Source organism: Cupriavidus nantongensis, from assembly GCF_041726985.1.
Classification (GTDB): Bacteria; Pseudomonadota; Gammaproteobacteria; order Burkholderiales; family Burkholderiaceae; genus Cupriavidus; species Cupriavidus nantongensis_A.
Window position 1 is genome coordinate 1,425,550 of record NZ_CP168302.1, and the last position, 17,285, is coordinate 1,442,834.

General features: G+C 69.0%; 15 protein-coding genes. 11 read left to right on the plus strand and 4 right to left on the minus strand.

Annotation, left to right across the window (positions count from 1 at the left end; all coding sequences use genetic code 11):
- Nucleotides 1–32 precede the first annotated feature (32 nt).
- From ACEI37_RS06180 to ACEI37_RS06195, 4 genes are all read left to right on the plus strand, one after another.
- Nucleotides 33–1,463 carry an acetate kinase gene (locus ACEI37_RS06180; protein WP_373375900.1) on the plus strand — a complete coding sequence of 477 codons (1,431 nt, stop codon included), beginning with the start codon at nt 33–35 and terminating at the stop codon, nt 1,461–1,463.
- Between the two features lie 203 nt (nt 1,464–1,666).
- Nucleotides 1,667–2,179, plus strand: a complete 513-nt coding sequence (locus ACEI37_RS06185; protein WP_018006049.1) for a hypothetical protein — start codon at nt 1,667–1,669, stop codon at nt 2,177–2,179.
- A 269-nt stretch (nt 2,180–2,448) separates the two neighbouring features.
- Nucleotides 2,449–3,585 (plus strand): ABC transporter substrate-binding protein, encoded by a 1,137-nt coding sequence (locus tag ACEI37_RS06190; RefSeq protein WP_373375901.1) that lies wholly within the window; start codon nt 2,449–2,451, stop codon nt 3,583–3,585.
- 50 nt (nt 3,586–3,635) lie between these two features.
- Nucleotides 3,636–4,427: an SDR family oxidoreductase gene (locus ACEI37_RS06195; RefSeq protein ID WP_373375902.1), complete on the plus strand. Its 792-nt coding sequence runs from the start codon at nt 3,636–3,638 to the stop codon at nt 4,425–4,427.
- A gap of 63 nt (nt 4,428–4,490) precedes the next feature.
- On the opposite strand, the gene ACEI37_RS06200 is transcribed toward ACEI37_RS06195, so the two are convergent.
- Complete coding sequence (locus tag ACEI37_RS06200; RefSeq protein WP_373375903.1) at nt 4,491–5,396, minus strand: LysR substrate-binding domain-containing protein; 906 nt, start codon at nt 5,394–5,396, stop codon at nt 4,491–4,493.
- Between the two features lie 112 nt (nt 5,397–5,508).
- Here ACEI37_RS06200 and ACEI37_RS06205 point away from each other — a divergent pair, with 112 nt between their 5' ends.
- The 5 genes from ACEI37_RS06205 to ACEI37_RS06225 all read left to right on the plus strand — a co-directional run bounded on the left by ACEI37_RS06205 (nt 5,509) and on the right by ACEI37_RS06225 (nt 10,349).
- Nucleotides 5,509–6,870: an acyclic terpene utilization AtuA family protein gene (locus tag ACEI37_RS06205; protein ID WP_373375904.1), complete on the plus strand. Its 1,362-nt coding sequence runs from the start codon at nt 5,509–5,511 to the stop codon at nt 6,868–6,870.
- Nucleotides 6,871–6,880: 10 nt separating this feature from the next.
- The gene (locus tag ACEI37_RS06210) at nt 6,881–7,234 is read left to right on the plus strand and encodes a hypothetical protein (RefSeq protein ID WP_373375905.1); all 354 of its coding nucleotides are present in this window, start codon (nt 6,881–6,883) and stop codon (nt 7,232–7,234) included.
- A gap of 55 nt (nt 7,235–7,289) precedes the next feature.
- The gene (locus ACEI37_RS06215) at nt 7,290–8,255 is read left to right on the plus strand and encodes a Bug family tripartite tricarboxylate transporter substrate binding protein (protein ID WP_373375906.1); all 966 of its coding nucleotides are present in this window, start codon (nt 7,290–7,292) and stop codon (nt 8,253–8,255) included.
- A gap of 197 nt (nt 8,256–8,452) precedes the next feature.
- Nucleotides 8,453–9,514: an MBL fold metallo-hydrolase gene (locus tag ACEI37_RS06220; RefSeq protein ID WP_373375907.1), complete on the plus strand. Its 1,062-nt coding sequence runs from the start codon at nt 8,453–8,455 to the stop codon at nt 9,512–9,514.
- Between the two features lie 85 nt (nt 9,515–9,599).
- Entirely contained in the window at nt 9,600–10,349 is a 750-nt protein-coding gene (locus ACEI37_RS06225) for an NADPH-dependent F420 reductase (RefSeq protein ID WP_373375908.1), read from the plus strand.
- Nucleotides 10,350–10,383: 34 nt separating this feature from the next.
- Here the strand turns inward: ACEI37_RS06225 and ACEI37_RS06230 are convergent, their stop codons facing one another.
- On the minus strand, nt 10,384–10,773 hold the full coding sequence (locus tag ACEI37_RS06230) for a GNAT family N-acetyltransferase (RefSeq protein WP_012354928.1): 390 nt from the start codon (nt 10,771–10,773) through the stop codon (nt 10,384–10,386).
- Between the two features lie 187 nt (nt 10,774–10,960).
- Between ACEI37_RS06230 and ACEI37_RS06235 the strand changes: the two genes are divergently transcribed.
- A complete protein-coding gene (locus ACEI37_RS06235) occupies nt 10,961–12,460 on the plus strand; it encodes an AMP nucleosidase (RefSeq protein ID WP_373375909.1) in 1,500 nt (499 codons plus the stop codon).
- 76 nt (nt 12,461–12,536) lie between these two features.
- Here the strand turns inward: ACEI37_RS06235 and ACEI37_RS06240 are convergent, their stop codons facing one another.
- Together ACEI37_RS06240 and leuA are read right to left on the minus strand one after the other, a co-directional pair.
- Nucleotides 12,537–13,178 carry an OmpW family protein gene (locus ACEI37_RS06240; protein ID WP_373375910.1) on the minus strand — a complete coding sequence of 214 codons (642 nt, stop codon included), beginning with the start codon at nt 13,176–13,178 and terminating at the stop codon, nt 12,537–12,539.
- Between the two features lie 345 nt (nt 13,179–13,523).
- Nucleotides 13,524–15,218, minus strand: a complete 1,695-nt coding sequence (leuA, locus tag ACEI37_RS06245; protein WP_373375911.1) for a 2-isopropylmalate synthase — start codon at nt 15,216–15,218, stop codon at nt 13,524–13,526.
- 614 nt (nt 15,219–15,832) lie between these two features.
- On the opposite strand from leuA, the gene ACEI37_RS06250 reads away from it, so the two are divergent.
- Nucleotides 15,833–17,182, plus strand: coding sequence for a hypothetical protein (locus tag ACEI37_RS06250; protein ID WP_373375912.1), 1,350 nt, complete (start codon nt 15,833–15,835; stop codon nt 17,180–17,182).
- The last annotated feature ends 103 nt before the right edge of the window (nt 17,183–17,285 follow it).

Genomic DNA, 17,285 nt, shown 5'->3' on the forward strand with positions numbered 1-17,285 from the left:
TAACAGCCTGCAGTCCGGGGGAGGAAGACGTGATGAAGAAGCGGTCGATGCAGGGCATCCGCAATGCGGGATGCTCGACGTTGCTGTTGCTCGGCGGACTGGCGCAGGCCCAGACGCCGCCGGAGGCGGGGCCACCCGCGGCCGGACTGGAATCACTGCAGAGGGAACTCGCCGACCAGGCCAGCCAGCTCGATGCCATGAAGCGGGCGCTGGCCGAGCAGGAGGCAGTGATCCGCGAACTGCGCAGCGTGATCGGCACCGAGGTGCTGGCCACCAAGCGCGGCGGGCAGCGCTCCGGGCCCGGCGTGATGCCGGCCGATAACGCCACCAATGCCGCCACCGCGGCAGCGGCCGCCAGTGCCACCCAGAGTGCGCCGGGTCTGGCCAACAGTCCACAGCAAGTCATCGCCCAGGGCCCGCAGCCCGGGGCGCAGCAGGGCGAGTCCGCCAGCCCGCAGACCGTGGCCATGGACGAGCCCGTGGGCCGTCCGCCCGAGAGCGACCAGCGCCCGCCCGAGGTGGCGCCGCTGATCGACCAGCCCGGGGTGCTCACCGGCGAAGGCAAGTTCGTGGTGGAGCCGGGCTTCCAGTACGGTTATTCGTCGAACAACCGTGTCGCGCTGGTCGGCTATTCGATCATCCCGGCCATCCTGATCGGGCTGATCGACGTGCGCGAGGTCAAGACCTCGACGTATATCGAATCGATCGCGCTGCGCTACGGCGTCACCAAGCGGCTCGAGATCGAGGCCAAGGTGCCGTACGTGCAGACCTCGGGCTCGACCATCAGCCGCGAAGTGTTCACCGGCACCGCGGTCGACAACGTGTTCAATTCCAGCGGCAAGGGCCTGGGCGATGTCGAGGCGACGGTGCGCTACCAGCTCAACTACGGCAATGAGCGCATCCCGTACTTTGTCGGCTGGCTGCGCTACAAGTCCGCCACCGGCAAGGACCCGTTCGAGGTGGTGACCGATTGCGTGACGCGCTGCGTGGGCAATACCACCGGCACCGGCCTGCCGCTGGGGCTGCCCACCGGCACCGGCTTCCAGGCGATCCAGCCCGGCATCACCTGGCTGCTGCCGACCGATCCGGCGGTGTTCTTCGGCACCTTCAGCTACCTGCACAACTTTGCGCGCAACAACGTGAGCCGCACCGTGCTGAACGGCGAGAAGGAGAACCTGGGCAAGATCGCGCCGGGCGACATCTTCGAGTTCAGCTTCGGCATGGGGCTGTCGCTCAACGAGAAGGCGTCATTCAGTATCGGCTACGACCAGGCCATCATCTGGCCGACCAAGCAGAACGGCATGACCGTGCCCGGCTCGGTGCGCGTGACGCAGGGCACCTTGCTGGTGGGGTATTCGTACCGCTTCAACAACCGCTATACGCTCAACCTGTCGGTAGGCGCGGGGCTGACGCGCGACACGCCCGACCTGCAGGTCAATGTGCGGCTGCCGATCACTTTCTGAAGGCCATGATGCAGACGTGACGCGTGCCCCGCCCGGGCGGGACACGCGTGCGCATCACATGCGCCGGCACCGTGCGCCAGCGCCGAAACGCGCCTTGCGCTGGCCCCATGAACGGCGTACAAAGAAATAACCCCGCGCCGCCAGCGGTACTTTCCGATCAGCCTCAACCTCACCGGTGGTGCGGCCTGAACAAGGAGAGAGACATGCGCAAACGCATCTTCTGGTTGTTGCCCGACCTGGCGAGTGCCCGACGCACCATGGATGACCTGCTGCTGGCCCGCGTCGAGAACCGCCACATCCACTTCGTGGCGCGCGACGGTGCCGACATGACCGGCCTGCATGAAGCCAACCTGTTCCAGACTTCCGATATCGTCCACGCGGCCGAAATGGGCCTGATGGTCGGCGGCGGCGTGGGCGTGGTGGCCGGCGTGGTGGTGGCCATGTTCCCGATCGTCAGCGACACCCCGCAGTGGGGGCTGGTCGGCGTGCTGGCGGTGCTGGGCGCGGTGTTCGGGGCCTGGGCCGCAAGCATGATCGGCAGTTCGGCGCCCAACAGCCGGCTGCGCGCGTTCGAGAAAGACATCGAGGCGGGCAAGATCCTGCTGATGGTCGACGTACCGCGCAGCCGCGTCGAGGAAGTCGAAACCCTGCTGCGCAACGCGCATCCGGAAGCCAGCTTCGCCGGCGTCGATCCGGCCATTCCGGCGTTTCCCTGATCGGGCGCCTGCCGCCCCCCGGCGCCACGGGGCGCCGCATGTCTCTCTGCGCGCGCCCGCGCGGCGCGCTTCGGCGCGCTACCTGCCGCGCGCCCCGGCCCGCACCGGAACCGTCCCCGGTTCCGGTGTGATGCCGCTGCAACACCCCCTGTTTTCCCGGTTTGCCCACGTCGGACGCATGCGGTACCTTGCGTGACGGCGCGCGGGCTCTGCCCGCGGCGTCGCCACAAAATAACGAAAGCAGCCGTCCAGGCGGAGGGGTCGAGACAATGAAGGCGAAATGGATCGCGTGCGGCGTGCTGGCCGCCACGCTGGGGTGGGCCGCGCACACGGCCCAGGCGGAGCCGGGCGTGACCCGCAACACCATCCGCATCGGCCAGTCGGCCGGCGTCACCGGGCCGGTGGCGGGCTCGGTCAAGGAGCAGATCGCCGGCGCGCAGGTGTACCTGCGCACGGTCAACGCCAGCGGCGGCGTCGCCGGCCGGCGCATCGAACTGGTTACCTACGATGACGGCTTCGATGCCAAGCGCACCCCCGACAACGTGCGCAAGCTGCTCGACGAGGACAAGGTGTTCGCGCTGTTCATGGTGCGCGGCACGCCGCAGAACGAAAGCATCCTGCCCATCATCGCCGCGCAGAAGGTGCCGCTGATCGCGCCGCTGACCGGCGCCATCACGCTGCACCGGCCGGTGAACCGCTACGTCTTCAACGTGCGCGCCAAGTACCAGGACGAAGTGGCGCGCGCGATTAACCACCTGGCCACGTCCGGGATGAGCCGCATCGGCATCTTCTACGCCAACGACGGCTTCGGCCAGGACGTGCTGGAAGGCTACAGCACCGCGCTGCAGGCGCGCGGCGTGCAGCCAGCGGCGACGGTCAACTTCGCCCGGCCCATGGGCGACATCAGCCAGGGCGTGGCGGCCATGCACAAGGCCAACCCGCAGGCGGTGCTGGTGATCGGCTCGGGCTCGGAGGCGGCGCGCATCATCCGCGAGTTGCGCCGCGCCGGCAGCGAGGCGCAGTTCGTCACGCTGTCCAACAATGCCGCCGATGCCTTTATCCGCGAACTCGGCGACGACGCGCGCGGCCTGATCATCACGCAGGTGGTGCCGGGCACCAACTCCAGCCAGATGACACTGGCCAGCGAATACCGCAGCCTGGCGAAGCAGCAGGGCGTGGAGCCGTCCAACGCCGGCATGGAGGGCTTCATGTCGGCCAAGGTGCTGGTCGAAGGCCTGCGCCGCGCGGGCGCCGACCTGACCCGCGAGCGGCTGGTCACGGCGCTGGAGGGCATGCGCGACTATGACCTCGGCGGCATCCTGATCAGCTACAGCGCCGCGCGCCACACCGGCTCGTCGTTCGTGGAAATGTCGATCGTGTCGTCCACCGGCAAGCTGATCCGCTAGCGCGGCGACGGCGGGCGCTCGGAGCCTGTCGCTGCGGTATAGTCGCCCGCATGGCTACTCCTACCCCCTCCCCCGATTCCCGTATCCCGTTCGCGCTGCATGGCCGCGTGGCGCTGGTGACCGGCGGCGCGCAGGGCCTGGGCCTGGCGATCGCCGCTGGGCTGGCCGATGCCGGTGCCCATGTGCTGGTGGTGGCCCGCAATGCGCCGCGCGTGCACGAGGCCGTCGCCACGCTGGCGGCGCGCGGCGGCAGCGCCGAGGCGCTGGTGCTCGACATCACCGACGAGGCCGCCGTGGCGGCGGCCTTCGACCGCATCGATGCCGACCACGGCAGGCTCGACATCCTGGTGAACAACGCCGGCACGCGCAACCGCAGCAATATGGCGCAGCTCGATGCCGGCGACCTGCGCGCCATGCTCGAGACCAACCTGGTGGCGCCCTATGCGCTGTGCCGCCTGGCCGCGCAGCGCATGCGAGAGGGCGGCTACGGGCGCATCGTCAATGTCAGCTCGATCGCGGGCCAGGTGGCGCGCGCCGGCGACGTGCTCTATCCCGCCACCAAGGGCGGCCTGGACGCGCTCACGCGCGCCATGGCCGCTGACCTGGGCCGCCACGGCGTCACCGTCAATGCGATCGCCCCCGGCTACTTCGCCACCGAACCGAACCAGCCCATGGTCGAGGACGAGAGCGTGGCCGAGTGGCTGCGCCAGCGCACCTCGCTGGGCCGCTGGGGCCAGCCGCAGGAGGTTGCGGGCGCGGTGGTGTTCCTGGCATCGCCGGCGGCGTCGTATGTCACCGGGCAGGTGCTGGCGGTCGACGGCGGTTATCTCGGGCACTTCTGACGCGCCGCACGCTGCATTCTTCCCAAAGCGTACCCAATTCTGCGTACCGCTCGCGCGCGCGATTCAGCGCCGCGCGGGCGCCTTGCCGCCGCGGTAGAACGCCTGCAGGGCCTCGATCATCGCGGCGGCGGCGGCCGAATCGCCGCGATCCTTGAGCCGCACCAGGCAGATATCGCGCACCAGCAACGGCAGCTGCAGCGGCCGGATCGCCAGCCCTTCGCGCCGGAACTGGAACAGCGCCAACGACGGCACCGCGCTGATGCCCAGGCCCGCCTGTACCAGCGCCGCCACGGTCGCCAGGTGTTCCACCTCCATCACGCTGGCCAGCCGCAACGGATGCAAGGCGGCGTCCAGGTGCTGGCGCACGCTGGTGGTGCGCGACAGCTGGATGAACGGCAGCCCCGCCAGCATCTCCGGCGTGATGCGCCGCTTGCGCGCCAGCGCATGGTCGGCCGGGCACACCAGGTGGAAGGTGTCGCGCACCAGCGACTCGACGCGCAGGTCGTCGTCCTGCGCCGGCGCGGGCGCCAGCGCGAAGTCGGCGCGGCCCTGCCGTACCAGCTCGATGCAGCCATCGGCAAGCTGGTCGAACAGTTCCAGCACGATGCCCGGATAGCGCGCGCGGAACTGCGCCAGCAGCGGCGGCAGGTCGCCACCGGCAAGCGAGGGCAGCGCCGCGATCGACACCCGCCCCTTGCGCCGCTCCGCGTGCGCGCGCAAATCTTCGAAGGCGGCCTCGAAGTCGGCCAGCAGCCGGCGCGCGGTCTGCTCGAAGCGCACGCCGTCAGTGCTCAACTCCACATGCCGCGTGGTGCGTTCGAACAGCCGGCTGCCGGCCTGCTCTTCCAGCGTCTGCACCAGCGCGCTGAAGGCCGACTGCGACAGGTGGCAGGCACGCGCCGCGCGCGTGAAATTGCGGTAGGTGGCCAGCGCCACGAAGGCGCGCAGGTGCTTGACCGACAGGTTCATGGCGCCAGTGGATCTATCCAGGAAGTCGATAGATTAATCCAAATAATCCGTTTTTTGGCTGGGCCTGCGCACCCTAGAATGGGATCGACCTCCCACCCCTGCCTCCCCGACCATGACTGCTCCCTTGCTGATCGGCTCCGGCGCCGGCTTCTCCGGCGACCGTACCGATGCCGCGCTGCCGGTGGTGCGCACGCTGATCGCCGCGGCGCAGCCGGCCGCGCTGATCTTCGAGACCCTGGCCGAGCGCACGCTGGCGCTCGCGCAACTGGCGCGGCGCAACGATCCCGCGCAGGGCTACGAGCCGCTGCTCGACGCGCTGCTGGCGCCGGTGCTGGCCCTGTGCCTGCAGCACCGCATTGCCATCGTCGGCAATTTCGGCGCCGCCAATCCGCGCGCCGCGGCGCGGCGCGTGCTGCAACTGGCCAGCGAACTGGGCCTGGCCGCGCCGCGCGTCGCGGTGGTGGAGGGCGACGACCTGTCCGACGCGGCCGGGCGCGTGCGCCTGCACGGCATCCTCGGCGACGCCTTCGACGCCGAACGCTTTGTCTGCGCCAACGCCTATATCGGCGCGCAAGGCATTGCCGACGCCCTTGCCGCCGGCGCCGACGTGGTGGTGTGCGGGCGCGTAGCCGACCCGGCGCTGGCGCTGGGGCCGGCGATGGCGCACTTCGGCTGGGCCTGGGACGACTGGGACCGGCTTGCCGCCGCCACCATGGCCGGGCACCTGCTGGAATGCGGGGCGCAGGTCACCGGCGGCTACTTTGCCGACCCGGGCCGCAAGGAGGTGCCGGACGTGCACGCGCTGGGATTTCCGATCGCGCAGCTCGATGCCGGCGGCGGCATCGAGATCTTCAAGGCAGCCGACACCGGCGGCTGCGTCGACCTGCGCACGGTCAAGGAGCAGCTGCTGTACGAGGTGCACGATCCGTGCGCCTACCTGACGCCGGACGTAGTGGCCGACATCGGCGCCGTCACCGTGGCGCAGCTGGGCCCGGACCGCGTGTCCGTGCGCAATGTGCGCGGACACCCGCGTCCGGCGCAGCTCAAGGCCAATGTGTTCAGCCACGGCGGCTGGCTGGCCGAGGGCGAGATCTCCTACGCCGGCCCCAACGCCGCGGCGCGCGCGCGGCTGGCCGCCGACATCCTGCGCCGGCGCATGCGCATGCTGGGCCACGACGCGCCGATCCGCTTCGACCTGATCGGCGTGCTCAGCGTGCTGGCCGACGATGCCGGCGCCATGCTGGCGCAGCCCCAGCCGCACGAGGCGCAGGCGCAGGACGTGCGCCTGCGTGCCGCGCTGGCGCATGACGACCTGGCGGTGGCGCAGGCGCTGCAGCGCGAGGTCAACGCGCTCTATACCTGCGGCCCCGCCGGCGGCGGCGGCGTGCGCACGGCGCAGCGCGCACGGCTGAACGCCGTGTCATGCCTGGTGCCGCGTGCAGCGGTCACGTCCACCTACACCTTCATCGACTGAGGAGCCCGCCATGACTGCCACCGCCGCGCTCTACCAGTTCGCCCATGGCCGCACCGGCGACAAGGGAGACCGTTCCAACATCAGCGTGATCGCCTATGACCCGCGCGACTTCGACCACCTGGTCGCGCACGTGACCGAAGACGCGGTGCGCGCGCTGTTTCGCGAGCGCCGGCCCGCGGCGGTCACGCGCTACGTGGTGCCGTCGCTGCACGCGATGAACTTCGTGCTCGACGGCGTGCTCGATGGCGGCGTCAACGATGCGCTCAATCTCGACACCCACGGCAAGGCGCTGTCGTTCCGCCTGCTGCAGCTCGAGATCCCGCTGCCGCCGCGGCTCGCGCCGGGGGCTTCGGAGCACCCTTGAGCTTTTGCCCTCAACGATAACGACTCAGCGATAACGATTTCAACAGGAGACCTCCATGCATCCGTTCTTCAAGCCACTGGCCGTTGCCGCGCTCGCACTGAACCTGCCCGCGGGCCAGGCCTGGGCCGAGTTTCCCGACAAGCCGATCCGCTTCGTGGTGCCGTTTGCCGCGGGCAGCGCCACCGACCAGCTCGCGCGCGCCATTGGCCAGGCCATCACGGTGGACAGCAAGGTCACCGTGGTGGTCGACAACAAGCCCGGCGCCAACGGCTTTATCGCCGCGTCCGACGTGGCCAAGGCGGCGCCGGACGGCTACACCGTGCTGATCAGCACCAACACCACGCATGCGGCCAACGAGCACCTGTTCAAGAAGCTGCCGTACGACCCGGTCAAGGACTACACACCGATCACGGCGCTGGGACGCGGCGGCCAGATCATGGTGGTCAATCCGCAGGTGCCGGCCAAGACCGTGGGCGAGTTCATCGCGCTGGCACGGCAGCAGCCGGGCAAGCTCAGCTTCGGCAGCGGCAGCTCGTCGTCGCGCATCGCCGGCGAGCTGTTCCAGCAGATGGCGCAGGTGCAGCTGCTGCACGTGCCGTACAAGAGCAACCCGCTCGCCATCACCGACCTGCTCGGCAACCAGATCCAGATGATGATCACCGACACCGCCACCGGCCTGCCGCAGGTCAAGAGCGGCAAGCTGCGCGCGCTGGGCGTGTCGGGCAAGGCGCGCTCGCCGCTGGCGCCGGACGTGCCCACCATCGATGAAGCCGGCGTCAAGGGCTACGAGATGAGCTACTGGTTCGCCGCCTACGCGCCCGCGGGAACGCCGCAGCCGGTGGTGGCCAAGCTCAACGCGATGATGGTGAAGGCCGCGCGCAGCGACAGCGCCGCCGGCTTCTACAAGTCGACCGGTACCGAGGTCTTCACCAGCACGCCCGCGGAACTGGCGAAGTTCCAGTCGCAGGAGTCCGGCAAGTGGGGCCGCATCATCAAGGCGGCGAATATCCAGCCAGAGTAAAAACCGGGGGGCGCAAGCTCCCATGCATGGAAAACGGGGCCTGTGAGGTGCCACACGGCTCCGTTTCTTACGCAGAAGTAGGTACGCTTTGACCCTTGCGGCCTTATGGGGCAAGGCGCGGCTAAGATATGCGCTGGCCGCGCGCTCCAATGCGCCGGCCTGTTCCTCGATAACGCCAACCAGAACAGGATCAGGATATGAAGCTGCAGCCCAAGGTGCGCTATGCCACCTTCGACCGGGGCCCGCGGCCGGCATTGCGCCGGGCCGTATCGAGCGCCGTCATCGCCATCGCCATGGGCAGCGCCGTGCTGTCCGCTGGCGTGGCCAGCGCGCAGACCGCCACGCCGCCGGCGCAGCAGAAGACCCAGGTGCCGGGCTACTACCGCATGATGGTCGGCCAGCTGGAAGTCACCGCGCTCTATGACGGCTACATCGACCTGGACCCCAGCATCTTCAAGTACACCAGCGCGCGCGAAGTGCAGAGCCTGCTGGCGCGCATGTTCGTGGCCTCGACTCCAGGCATGCAGACCGCCGTCAACGCCTACCTGATCCATACCGGCAGCCGCCTGGTGCTGGTCGACACCGGCGCGGCCGGCTGCTTCGGGCCGACGCTGGGACGCATCGGCGAGAACCTGCGCGCCGCGGGTTACGCGCCCGAGCAGGTCGATACCGTGCTGCTGACGCACCTGCATGGCGACCATGCCTGCGGCCTGGCCACCGACGGCAAGGCCGCATTCCCGAATGCCACGGTCTATGTCGACAAGGCCGACCTCGACTACTGGCTGAGCGATGCCAACGCCGCCGCCGCGCCGAAGGAGGCGCAGGGCCTGTTCGCCATGGCGCGGGCCGCGGTGGCGCCATACCAGGCGGCGCAGCGCCTGCGCACCTTCAATGGCGGCGCCAGTAGTGGGTCCATTCCCGAGCTTGTTCCCGGGGTGCGCGTGTTGCCTGCCAACGGGCATACCCCGGGCCACAGCGGCTACCTGTTCACCTCGGGCAACGACAGCCTGCTGCTGTGGGGCGACATCGTGCACAACCACGCGCTGCAGCTGCGCCGGCCGCAGGTGGCGATCGAGTTCGACGTCGACAGCAACCAGGCCGTGATTACGCGCAAGCGCATCCTGGAGCAGGCCGCCAAGGGAAGATTGTGGGTAGGGGGCGCACACATGCCGTTCCCGGGCCTGGGTCATGTGCGCCGCGATACCGCCGGCTATACGTGGGTGCCGGCCGAATATGGCCCGATCCGCAACGACCGCTAGCCACGCGCGGCGGCTTTTCGCCTAGAGTCATCCCAGGGGCCACCACGCGTACCGGGCGGTGGCCCCGCCTGCCGGAGGACTTGCCATGCCTGCCAATGTGACCCGCCGCCGCTGGCTGCGCGCCGGCGCCGCGGCGCTGCTGCTGGTCGCGCCACTGCCGCGCGCCGTGCGCGCCCAGCCCGGCCCGGCGCCGGCCCGCGAGGCAGCGGCGCAGCGCATCGGCGTGATCGGCTCGGGCCGCATCGGCGGCACCGTCGGCGGCTTGTGGGTCAAGGCCGGGCATCCGGTGCTGTTCTCGTCGCGGCACCCCGAGGCGCTCAAGCCGCTGGTCGAAGAATTGGGTACGCTCGCGCGCGCCGGCACCGTGGCCGAGGCCATTGCGTTCTCGGACGTGCTGTTCCTGGCCACGCCTTATGGCGCGCTGCCTCAACTCGCTCGTGACCATGCCGGCGCCTGGCAAGGCAAGATCGTGCTCGATGCCACCAACGCCTACGCACACCGCGACGGCCCGATCGCCGACGAGGCCCGGCGCGACGGCATCGGCCTCACCACCGCGCGCTACCTGCGTGGCGCACGCGTGGTGCGGGCCTTCAACTTCATGGGCGCGGCGCAGTTTGCCAGCGAGCATCACCGGCCCGGCGCGCTGGTGGCGGTGCCGATCGCGGGCGACGACCCGACCGCGCTGCAGGTGGCCGCGCAGTTGGTGCGCGATGCGGGATTCGAACCGGTGGTGGTGGGGCCGCTGGCCAGTGCCGACCGCTTTGCACCGGGCGGGCCGCTGTTCCGGCAGGTGGGGACGGCCGAGGAGTTCCGGCGCAAGATGGGCGGACGCTGACGTTGCGTCCGAGTCGGTGCGGGAGCGGATCGGCTCAGGGCCGGCGCCGCTCCATCGCGACCATCGACGGCGTAAAGCCGAGTTGGCCGAAAAAGGCGGCTTCGGACGAGCGTGCCGCGCGCAGCATCCAGCTGATATCGGGATCGCTGCCGACGATATGCCGCACCAGGGCGCGGCCGATGCCGTGCCGGCGGTGGCCGGGCGCCACCACCACCATCGACAGGAAGCCGTCGCAGACGTCGTCGCACAGCGCGCGGGCAAAGCCGACTACCTCGCCTTTCTCGACCGCCACGGCCACGCGCTGCGAGTTGGCCACCAGGCGCGCGAATTTTTCGGGGCCGCCCACCCGGTGAGCCCAGCCATTGGCGATCAGTAGTTGTCTGGCTGCCTCGAGGTCGTCGGGCAACAGGTTACGGATTTCCATTGGCGGCTCTCCCAGCAAAACGTGTACGGCCCCTCGCCGCCCCTTGCCACCAGGGGCGCCGCGAGTCGAGAACGGCACGGCAAGCCGTGCTGCGCAATTGGCGGAGTGTAGCGAGCGTGCGCGGGCGCGTCAATTTGGCTTCTGGCGGGGTGGGGCGCTGCTCACGCCAGCGCGCCGGCGCGGTATCATGCCCTCCATGAACGCCCCCGTCTTTTCCTCCGCGCATCCGGCCGACCAGCTTGCCGAGTTCACCGACGCGGATGCGGCGGTCGCCCGCATCCGCGAGATCTACGATGCATCGGTCGGCGCCGTGCGCGCGCGCTTCGATGCCTTTGCCGACGGCAAGCCGTTGCCCTCGGCCGCGCATGCCTGCTATCCGTACCTGGGCATCTCGGTCAACATCGAGACCATGGTCACCGACAGCCGCCCCTCCTGGGGCACGGTGGCCTACCCCGGCGTATACGGCACCACGGTGACGCGCCCCGACCTGCTGGCCGACTACTACCGCGACCAGATCGAGCGGCTGATGCGCTATCACCGCGTGCCGGTGGTGGTGGGCCTGAGCCGGCGCCCGATCCCGCTGCCGTTCGTGATCGAGGCCTCGACCACCGACATCAGCTATACCCAGGCGCGCGAGCTGGAAGCGTCGTTCGTGCTGCCGGAGCTGAACCGCATCGACGACGGCATTGCCAACGGCACCTATGAGCCGGTACCCGGCGAAGCCTGGCCGCTGTCGCTGTTCCCCGCCGAGCGCGTGGACCTGGCGCTGCAGCGGCTGTACCACTACACCGGCACGGCGCCGCAGCACTTCCAGCGCTTCGTGCTGTTCACCAACTACCAGCGCTATGTCGATGAATTCGTCGCGCTGGGGCGCGCGCTGATGGGGAATGGCAACGGCGATGGCGACGGCGGCGGCTACACGCGCTTCGTCGAGCCCGGCGACGTGGTGCAGGACCTGGGCGCGGCCGAACCCGACGACGCCACGCGCCCGCGCGTGCTGCCGCAGATGCCGGCCTACCACCTGGTGCGCGGCGACAAGCTGGGCGTCACGCTGGTCAATATCGGCGTGGGGCCGTCCAACGCCAAGACCATGACCGACCACCTCGCCGTGCTGCGCCCGCACTGCTGGCTGATGGTGGGACACTGCGGCGGCCTGCGCCGCTCGCAGCAGCTCGGCGATTACGTGCTGGCGCACGCCTATGTGCGCGACGACCACGTGCTCGACCACGACCTGCCACCGTGGGTGCCGGTGCCGCCGATCGCCGAGATCCAGGTGGCGCTGCAGGAAGCCGTGGCGCGCGTGACCGGCCTGTCCGGTAACGAGATGAAGACGCGCATGCGCACCGGCACGGTGGTATCGACCGACGACCGCAACTGGGAACTGAAGTCCAAGTCGCTGTACGCACGCTTCAACCAGTCGCGCGCGATCGCCATCGACATGGAAAGCGCGGCGGTGGCCGCCAATGGCTTCCGGTTGCGCGTGCCGTATGGCACCCTGCTGTGCGTATCGGACAAGCCGCTGCATGGCGAACTCAAGCTGCGCGGCATGGCCAACGCGTTCTATCGCCAGCGCGTCAGCCAGCACATGACCATCGGCCTGGAAGCGATCCGCATCCTGCGCGAGAACGGCGTCGAACAGCTGCATTCGCGCAAGCTGCGCAGCTTCGACGAGCCCGCGTTCAGGTAACGGTCCCCTGCGCCTTCTCGCGGAATGCAAAAGGCCGGCGCCACAGGGGCGCCGGCCTTTTTTTCGTACGGCAGGATCAGAACCGATACCCCACCCCAACGCTGAACAGCCACGGATCCAGGCTAACCTTGGAGACCTTGGCGTCCCCCGCCTTCACGTCGCTCTTCAGCCAGATCTTCTTGATGTCCGCGTTCAGGAACCAGTTCCGGGTCAGCTTGTAGTCCATGCCGATCTGCAGCGCCGGGCCCACGCTCCAGCTATCCAGCTGCAACGAATTGTTGGCGAGGTTCTCGTCCCAGATGCGGGTGAAGTTCAGGCCCGCGCCGATATACGGGCGGAAGGTGCCGTTGGGAATGAGGTGGTACTGCATCAGCAGCGTCGGCGGCAGGTGCTTGAAGGTGCCGATCTTGTTGCCGTCGAGGTAGACGTTCTGCTTCTGCGGCACCGTCAGCACCAGTTCGGCTGCAAAGTTCGGCGTGAAGAAGTAGGTGACGTCGAGTTCGGGAATCCACTTGTTGTTGACCGTGATGCGGTCTGAACGGCCGACGCCGCCAACGGGATCGGAGCTGTGGGCCATGTCGAGGTAGGTGCCGCGCAGCCGCACCATCCAGTTGCCCTGGGCGTCGTCCGCGGCGGCCGCGGGCGTGGCGAAGGCGCCGAGCATGGCGCAGGCGGCGATGGCCGAACAGGTGGCGGTGCGAAGAGACAGTGTTTTCATGAGGTCTGCTTGGTTTGTTATCGAAGCCGCGCCCAGTGTGGCCGAGCGTGCCGACGGGGGCCTTGACACAAAACAAGCGGAACCAAATGGCGCGCGCGGCGTCGCGATCGCGCTACAGCGCCGCCACGCCCGACGCGGCCTCGGACTTCGCTTCTAACCACATGCGAAATGATTCGTAGCGCGGCCCGATGCTGCCGCTTACGCTGTGCGAAAGATCCGAGCGCGCGCAACGCGTGTCCGGATCCGCACCAGGCATGTCGTGGGCGTCCGCAAGGGCGTCTTTCCGGGTGTGCCCCGTGGGGGCGGGGCACACCGGTTTTCTTGCGAAACGCTACACGTCGCGCATCAGGCTGCGGCGGCGCTGGCCGTGGAGTAAGCGCCGGCAGCAAAGCCCGCCTGCAGCTGCCGGTTCACGCCCGACAGCACCGCACGCAACGAAGCCGTGACGAGGTTGGCGTCGAGGCCAGCGCCGAACCCGGTCGGCGAATCGCCCACGCGGACTTCGACGTAGCACGCTGCGCGCGCATCGGCGCCGGCGGTCATCGCATGCTCGTGGTAGTCCATCACGCGTACCGGCAAGTCCAGCGCATCGATGAAGGCGTCGATGGGGCCGTTGCCGCTGCCGCGCACGCTGCAGGGCTGGCCGTCGCGCTCCAGCTGCACCGTGATCACGGTGGCGCCGGTACTGTCGCTTGCCAGCTGGTGCGAGACATAGCGCAGCGGCGCCTCGCGCGCCAGGTACTCGCGCTGGAACAGGCGATAAAGGTCGTCCGCGCTTGCCTCCAGCCCGGTGCCGTCGGTCATGGCCTGCACCGCGCGGCTGAACTCGATCTGCAGGCGGCGCGGCAGGTAGAGGCCATGCACCTGTTCCAGCAGGTAGGCCATGCCGCCCTTGCCCGACTGGCTGTTGACGCGGATCACCGCGTCGTAGCTGCGGCCCAGGTCGGCCGGATCGATCGGCAGGTAAGGCACTTCCCAGATCGCGTCCGGCTGCTGCTGCGCAAAGCCCTTGCGGATCGCATCCTGGTGCGAGCCGGAGAACGCGGTGAACACCAGGTCGCCTACGTACGGATGGCGCGGATGGACCGGCAGCTGGTTGCAGTGCTCGACGCACTGGCGCACCGCATCGATGTCGGAGAAGTCGAGCTGCGGGGCCATGCCCTGCGTGTAGAGGTTCAGCGCCAGCGTCACCAGGTCGACGTTGCCGGTGCGCTCGCCGTTGCCGAACAGGCAGCCCTCGACGCGGTCAGCGCCCGCCATCAAAGCCAGCTCCGCCGCCGCCACCGCGGTGCCGCGGTCGTTGTGCGGGTGCACGGACAGCGCAATATGCTCGCGCCGCGCGAGGCGGCGGTGCATCCATTCGATCTGGTCGGCGAACACGTTGGGCGTGCTGCATTCCACCGTGGTCGGCAGGTTCAGGATCATCGGGCGGCCCGGGCCGGCCTGCCACGCGGCCGACACCGCGTCGCTGACTTCCAGCGAGAAATCGAGCTCGGCCAGGCTGAAGGTCTCGGGCGAATACTCGTAGGTCCACGCGGTCTCGGGCATGGCATCGGTCAGCGCCTTGATCAGGCGCGTGCCCGATACCGCGACTTCCTTGATCTCGTCGCGCGAGGCATTGAAGACGATGCGCCGCCAGGCCGGTGCGATCGGGTTGTACAGGTGCACGATGGCGCGTGCCGCGCCACGCACGGATTCGACGGTGCGGCGGATCAGGTCTTCGCGCGACTGCGTCAGCACGACGATGGTGACGTCGTCAGGGATGCGCTGCTCCTCGATCAGCATGCGTACGAAATCGAAGTCGGTCTGCGATGCGGCGGGGAACGCCACTTCGATTTCCTTCAGGCCGATCTTCACCAGCTGTTCGAACAAGCGCAGCTTGCGCGCCGGGTTCATCGGCTCGATCAGGGCCTGGTTGCCGTCGCGCAGGTCGGTGCTCATCCAGCGCGGCGCGCGCGTGATGGTGCGGCCGGGCCAGGTGCGGTCAGCAAGGTCGACGGTGGCGGCGGGGCGGTACTTGGTGGCGGGATTGACGAGCATACGGGGTCTCCTTCCTCGCAAGGGAAGATGAAAAATCGAAAAACGGGAAAAGGGTGGCGCAAGGCTGCCGAACTGCCACGGGGCCCTAGGCCCGGCAACCGATCGGTAGGCTTAGCAGTAGCGAGGAAGCGCGCAGGGCGCGGCCCGATGCCAGGGCAGCCAGCACGCGCGCGCGGGCAGCGATGCGGGACGCATCGGCAACCTGGCAGGGAGTGCTGGTGTTATGGATCATCGTGGCTGGAGTGGGAGGGGCCGCGGGCCGCTCCGCGTGGGTGCGCATGCAGCGCAGGTCCATAGGAACGGGCAAGGTTAGTCGACAAGTCCCGACCTGGTCAAGCATGGCGCGCGTGCCATCGTGCGCGCCAATCCGTGGTGACGCGATTCGTCGACGGCCGGAATGGGTTGCGCCAAACGGTTGGGAGGCCGCCGCAGTGCGCGCCATTCGGCCGCGGTTTTCCTCGGCCGAATGGCGATGTACTGCGCTGAATGGATGACTCGCGGCGATGTTCTGTGCGCTGCACCTCAGTCCTCTGGCTGGTATTGCGGGGGCCACTTTGTGCCTAGGCTGATAGCGCGGGAAAAACACGACTGGGGGGAACATCATGAGACTGAGAATGTGGACATCCTGGCTGGCGGGTTCGGCCGCGGCCCTGTTGCTGGCGGCATGCGGCGGCGGCGGTGGTGGCAGCAGCGCGCCCGCCGCGCCGGCATCGGGCGGCACCACCACGCCGCTGACCTATACCGCGAAGATGAGCGTGACCTCGGGCGAAGTCGGTGTCGGCCGCACGCTGACCATCAGCGCGCTGGCCGTGGACAGCAACGGCGTCGACGTATCGGGCAACACCACCTTTGACTGGACCAGCACCGACAGCGCCGTCGCCACCGTGACGCCGGGCGCCGGCACGCCGGGCAACGCCGTGGTCAGGGGCGTTGCGCCGGGCACCACCACCGTGCAGGTGGTGGCCACGGTCCGGGGCACCGATAACACCACCGTGCAACTGCCCCCGCAATCGGCCACCATCACCGTGGTGCCGGCATCGGCGCTGAGCTACACCCTGTCGATGCCCGCCACCAGCCTGTCGATGAGCGACGGCCAGGAGCTGCCGGTCAAGGTGACGCTGCTCGACAGCAACGGCAGCGATGTGTCGGCCAGCGTCGCCAACTGGGCCTGGTCCAGCAGCGGCACCGCGGTCCAGGTCACGGCCAGCCAGAACAGTGCCACGCTGAAGGCCAGCAACGGCTCGCCCACGACCGCGGCCACGGCCAGTGTCGCGGTGTCGGTGACCGCGCCTGACGGTCATGCCCTCGCCGGCGTCATCGCGGTGACGGTGCAGAAGAACGGCGCCGCGGCCTATCGCGTGGTGACCACCAAGGGCGGGCGCGAGGTCAACGCGCTGCAGGTGTTCAGCAATCGTCCCGACACCTTCAGCGCGCGCGTGCTGCGCCACGACGGCCAGGACGTGACCGCGGATTTCGACGGCAGCTGGAGCTATACGGCAAGCTCGGCGACGCTGTCGGCAACGGAAGCCGCGGGTACGCATGACGCCACGGTGCGCACCAGCCTGGCCGGCGACACCGGTCCGGTGCAGGGCAGCCTGACGGTGACCGCGGTCAGCAGCAAGCTGGGCGAGCGCCGCAGCGCCACCCTGACTGTGACCGAGAACCCCCTATGGGCACTGGTGGGCGACAATCAGGATCCGATCACGCTGCTGCTGCTCGCGCCGATGCCGATCGAGGTGACCGCGCGCATGAAGCATCTCGGTGAAGATGCGCAGTTCACCGCGTGCAAGGACTGGGCATGGTCCAGCACCGGACCGGTGTCGCTGAGCCCGAGCATGGTGATGCTGCCCAACCAGGTGCGCGCCAGCGGCACCGGACCCGGCGACTTCACCATCACCGCGACCTGCACCGCGGTCGCCGACAATACGCCGCTGAAGCTGGTCTTCTACGGGACGGTCAGGTAAGCGCCGGTATCCCGCAACTGGCGAGACGCCCTCCGGTGGAGGGCGTTTTTGCTATTGAGGGCAACAGAAAGGCTGCCGGTTTGCTCCCCTCTCCCGCTTGCGG

Excerpts from the sequence above, each read along its gene's own strand:
- ACEI37_RS06230 (WP_012354928.1), bottom strand. The coding sequence starts at position 10,773 with ATGGAAATCCGTAACCTGTTGCCCGACGACCTCGAGGCAGCCAGACAA.
- ACEI37_RS06215 (WP_373375906.1), top strand. The coding sequence starts at position 7,290 with ATGCATCCGTTCTTCAAGCCACTGGCCGTTGCCGCGCTCGCACTGAAC.
- ACEI37_RS06195 (WP_373375902.1), top strand. The coding sequence starts at position 3,636 with ATGGCTACTCCTACCCCCTCCCCCGATTCCCGTATCCCGTTCGCGCTG.
- ACEI37_RS06250 (WP_373375912.1), top strand. The coding sequence starts at position 15,833 with ATGTGGACATCCTGGCTGGCGGGTTCGGCCGCGGCCCTGTTGCTGGCG.
- ACEI37_RS06200 (WP_373375903.1), bottom strand. The coding sequence starts at position 5,396 with ATGAACCTGTCGGTCAAGCACCTGCGCGCCTTCGTGGCGCTGGCCACC.
- ACEI37_RS06235 (WP_373375909.1), top strand. The coding sequence starts at position 10,961 with ATGCCCTCCATGAACGCCCCCGTCTTTTCCTCCGCGCATCCGGCCGAC.
- ACEI37_RS06190 (WP_373375901.1), top strand. The coding sequence starts at position 2,449 with ATGAAGGCGAAATGGATCGCGTGCGGCGTGCTGGCCGCCACGCTGGGG.
- ACEI37_RS06185 (WP_018006049.1), top strand. The coding sequence starts at position 1,667 with ATGCGCAAACGCATCTTCTGGTTGTTGCCCGACCTGGCGAGTGCCCGA.
- ACEI37_RS06210 (WP_373375905.1), top strand. The coding sequence starts at position 6,881 with ATGACTGCCACCGCCGCGCTCTACCAGTTCGCCCATGGCCGCACCGGC.
- ACEI37_RS06220 (WP_373375907.1), top strand. The coding sequence starts at position 8,453 with ATGAAGCTGCAGCCCAAGGTGCGCTATGCCACCTTCGACCGGGGCCCG.
- ACEI37_RS06205 (WP_373375904.1), top strand. The coding sequence starts at position 5,509 with ATGACTGCTCCCTTGCTGATCGGCTCCGGCGCCGGCTTCTCCGGCGAC.
- ACEI37_RS06180 (WP_373375900.1), top strand. The coding sequence starts at position 33 with ATGAAGAAGCGGTCGATGCAGGGCATCCGCAATGCGGGATGCTCGACG.
- ACEI37_RS06240 (WP_373375910.1), bottom strand. The coding sequence starts at position 13,178 with ATGAAAACACTGTCTCTTCGCACCGCCACCTGTTCGGCCATCGCCGCC.
- ACEI37_RS06225 (WP_373375908.1), top strand. The coding sequence starts at position 9,600 with ATGCCTGCCAATGTGACCCGCCGCCGCTGGCTGCGCGCCGGCGCCGCG.
- leuA (WP_373375911.1), bottom strand. The coding sequence starts at position 15,218 with ATGCTCGTCAATCCCGCCACCAAGTACCGCCCCGCCGCCACCGTCGAC.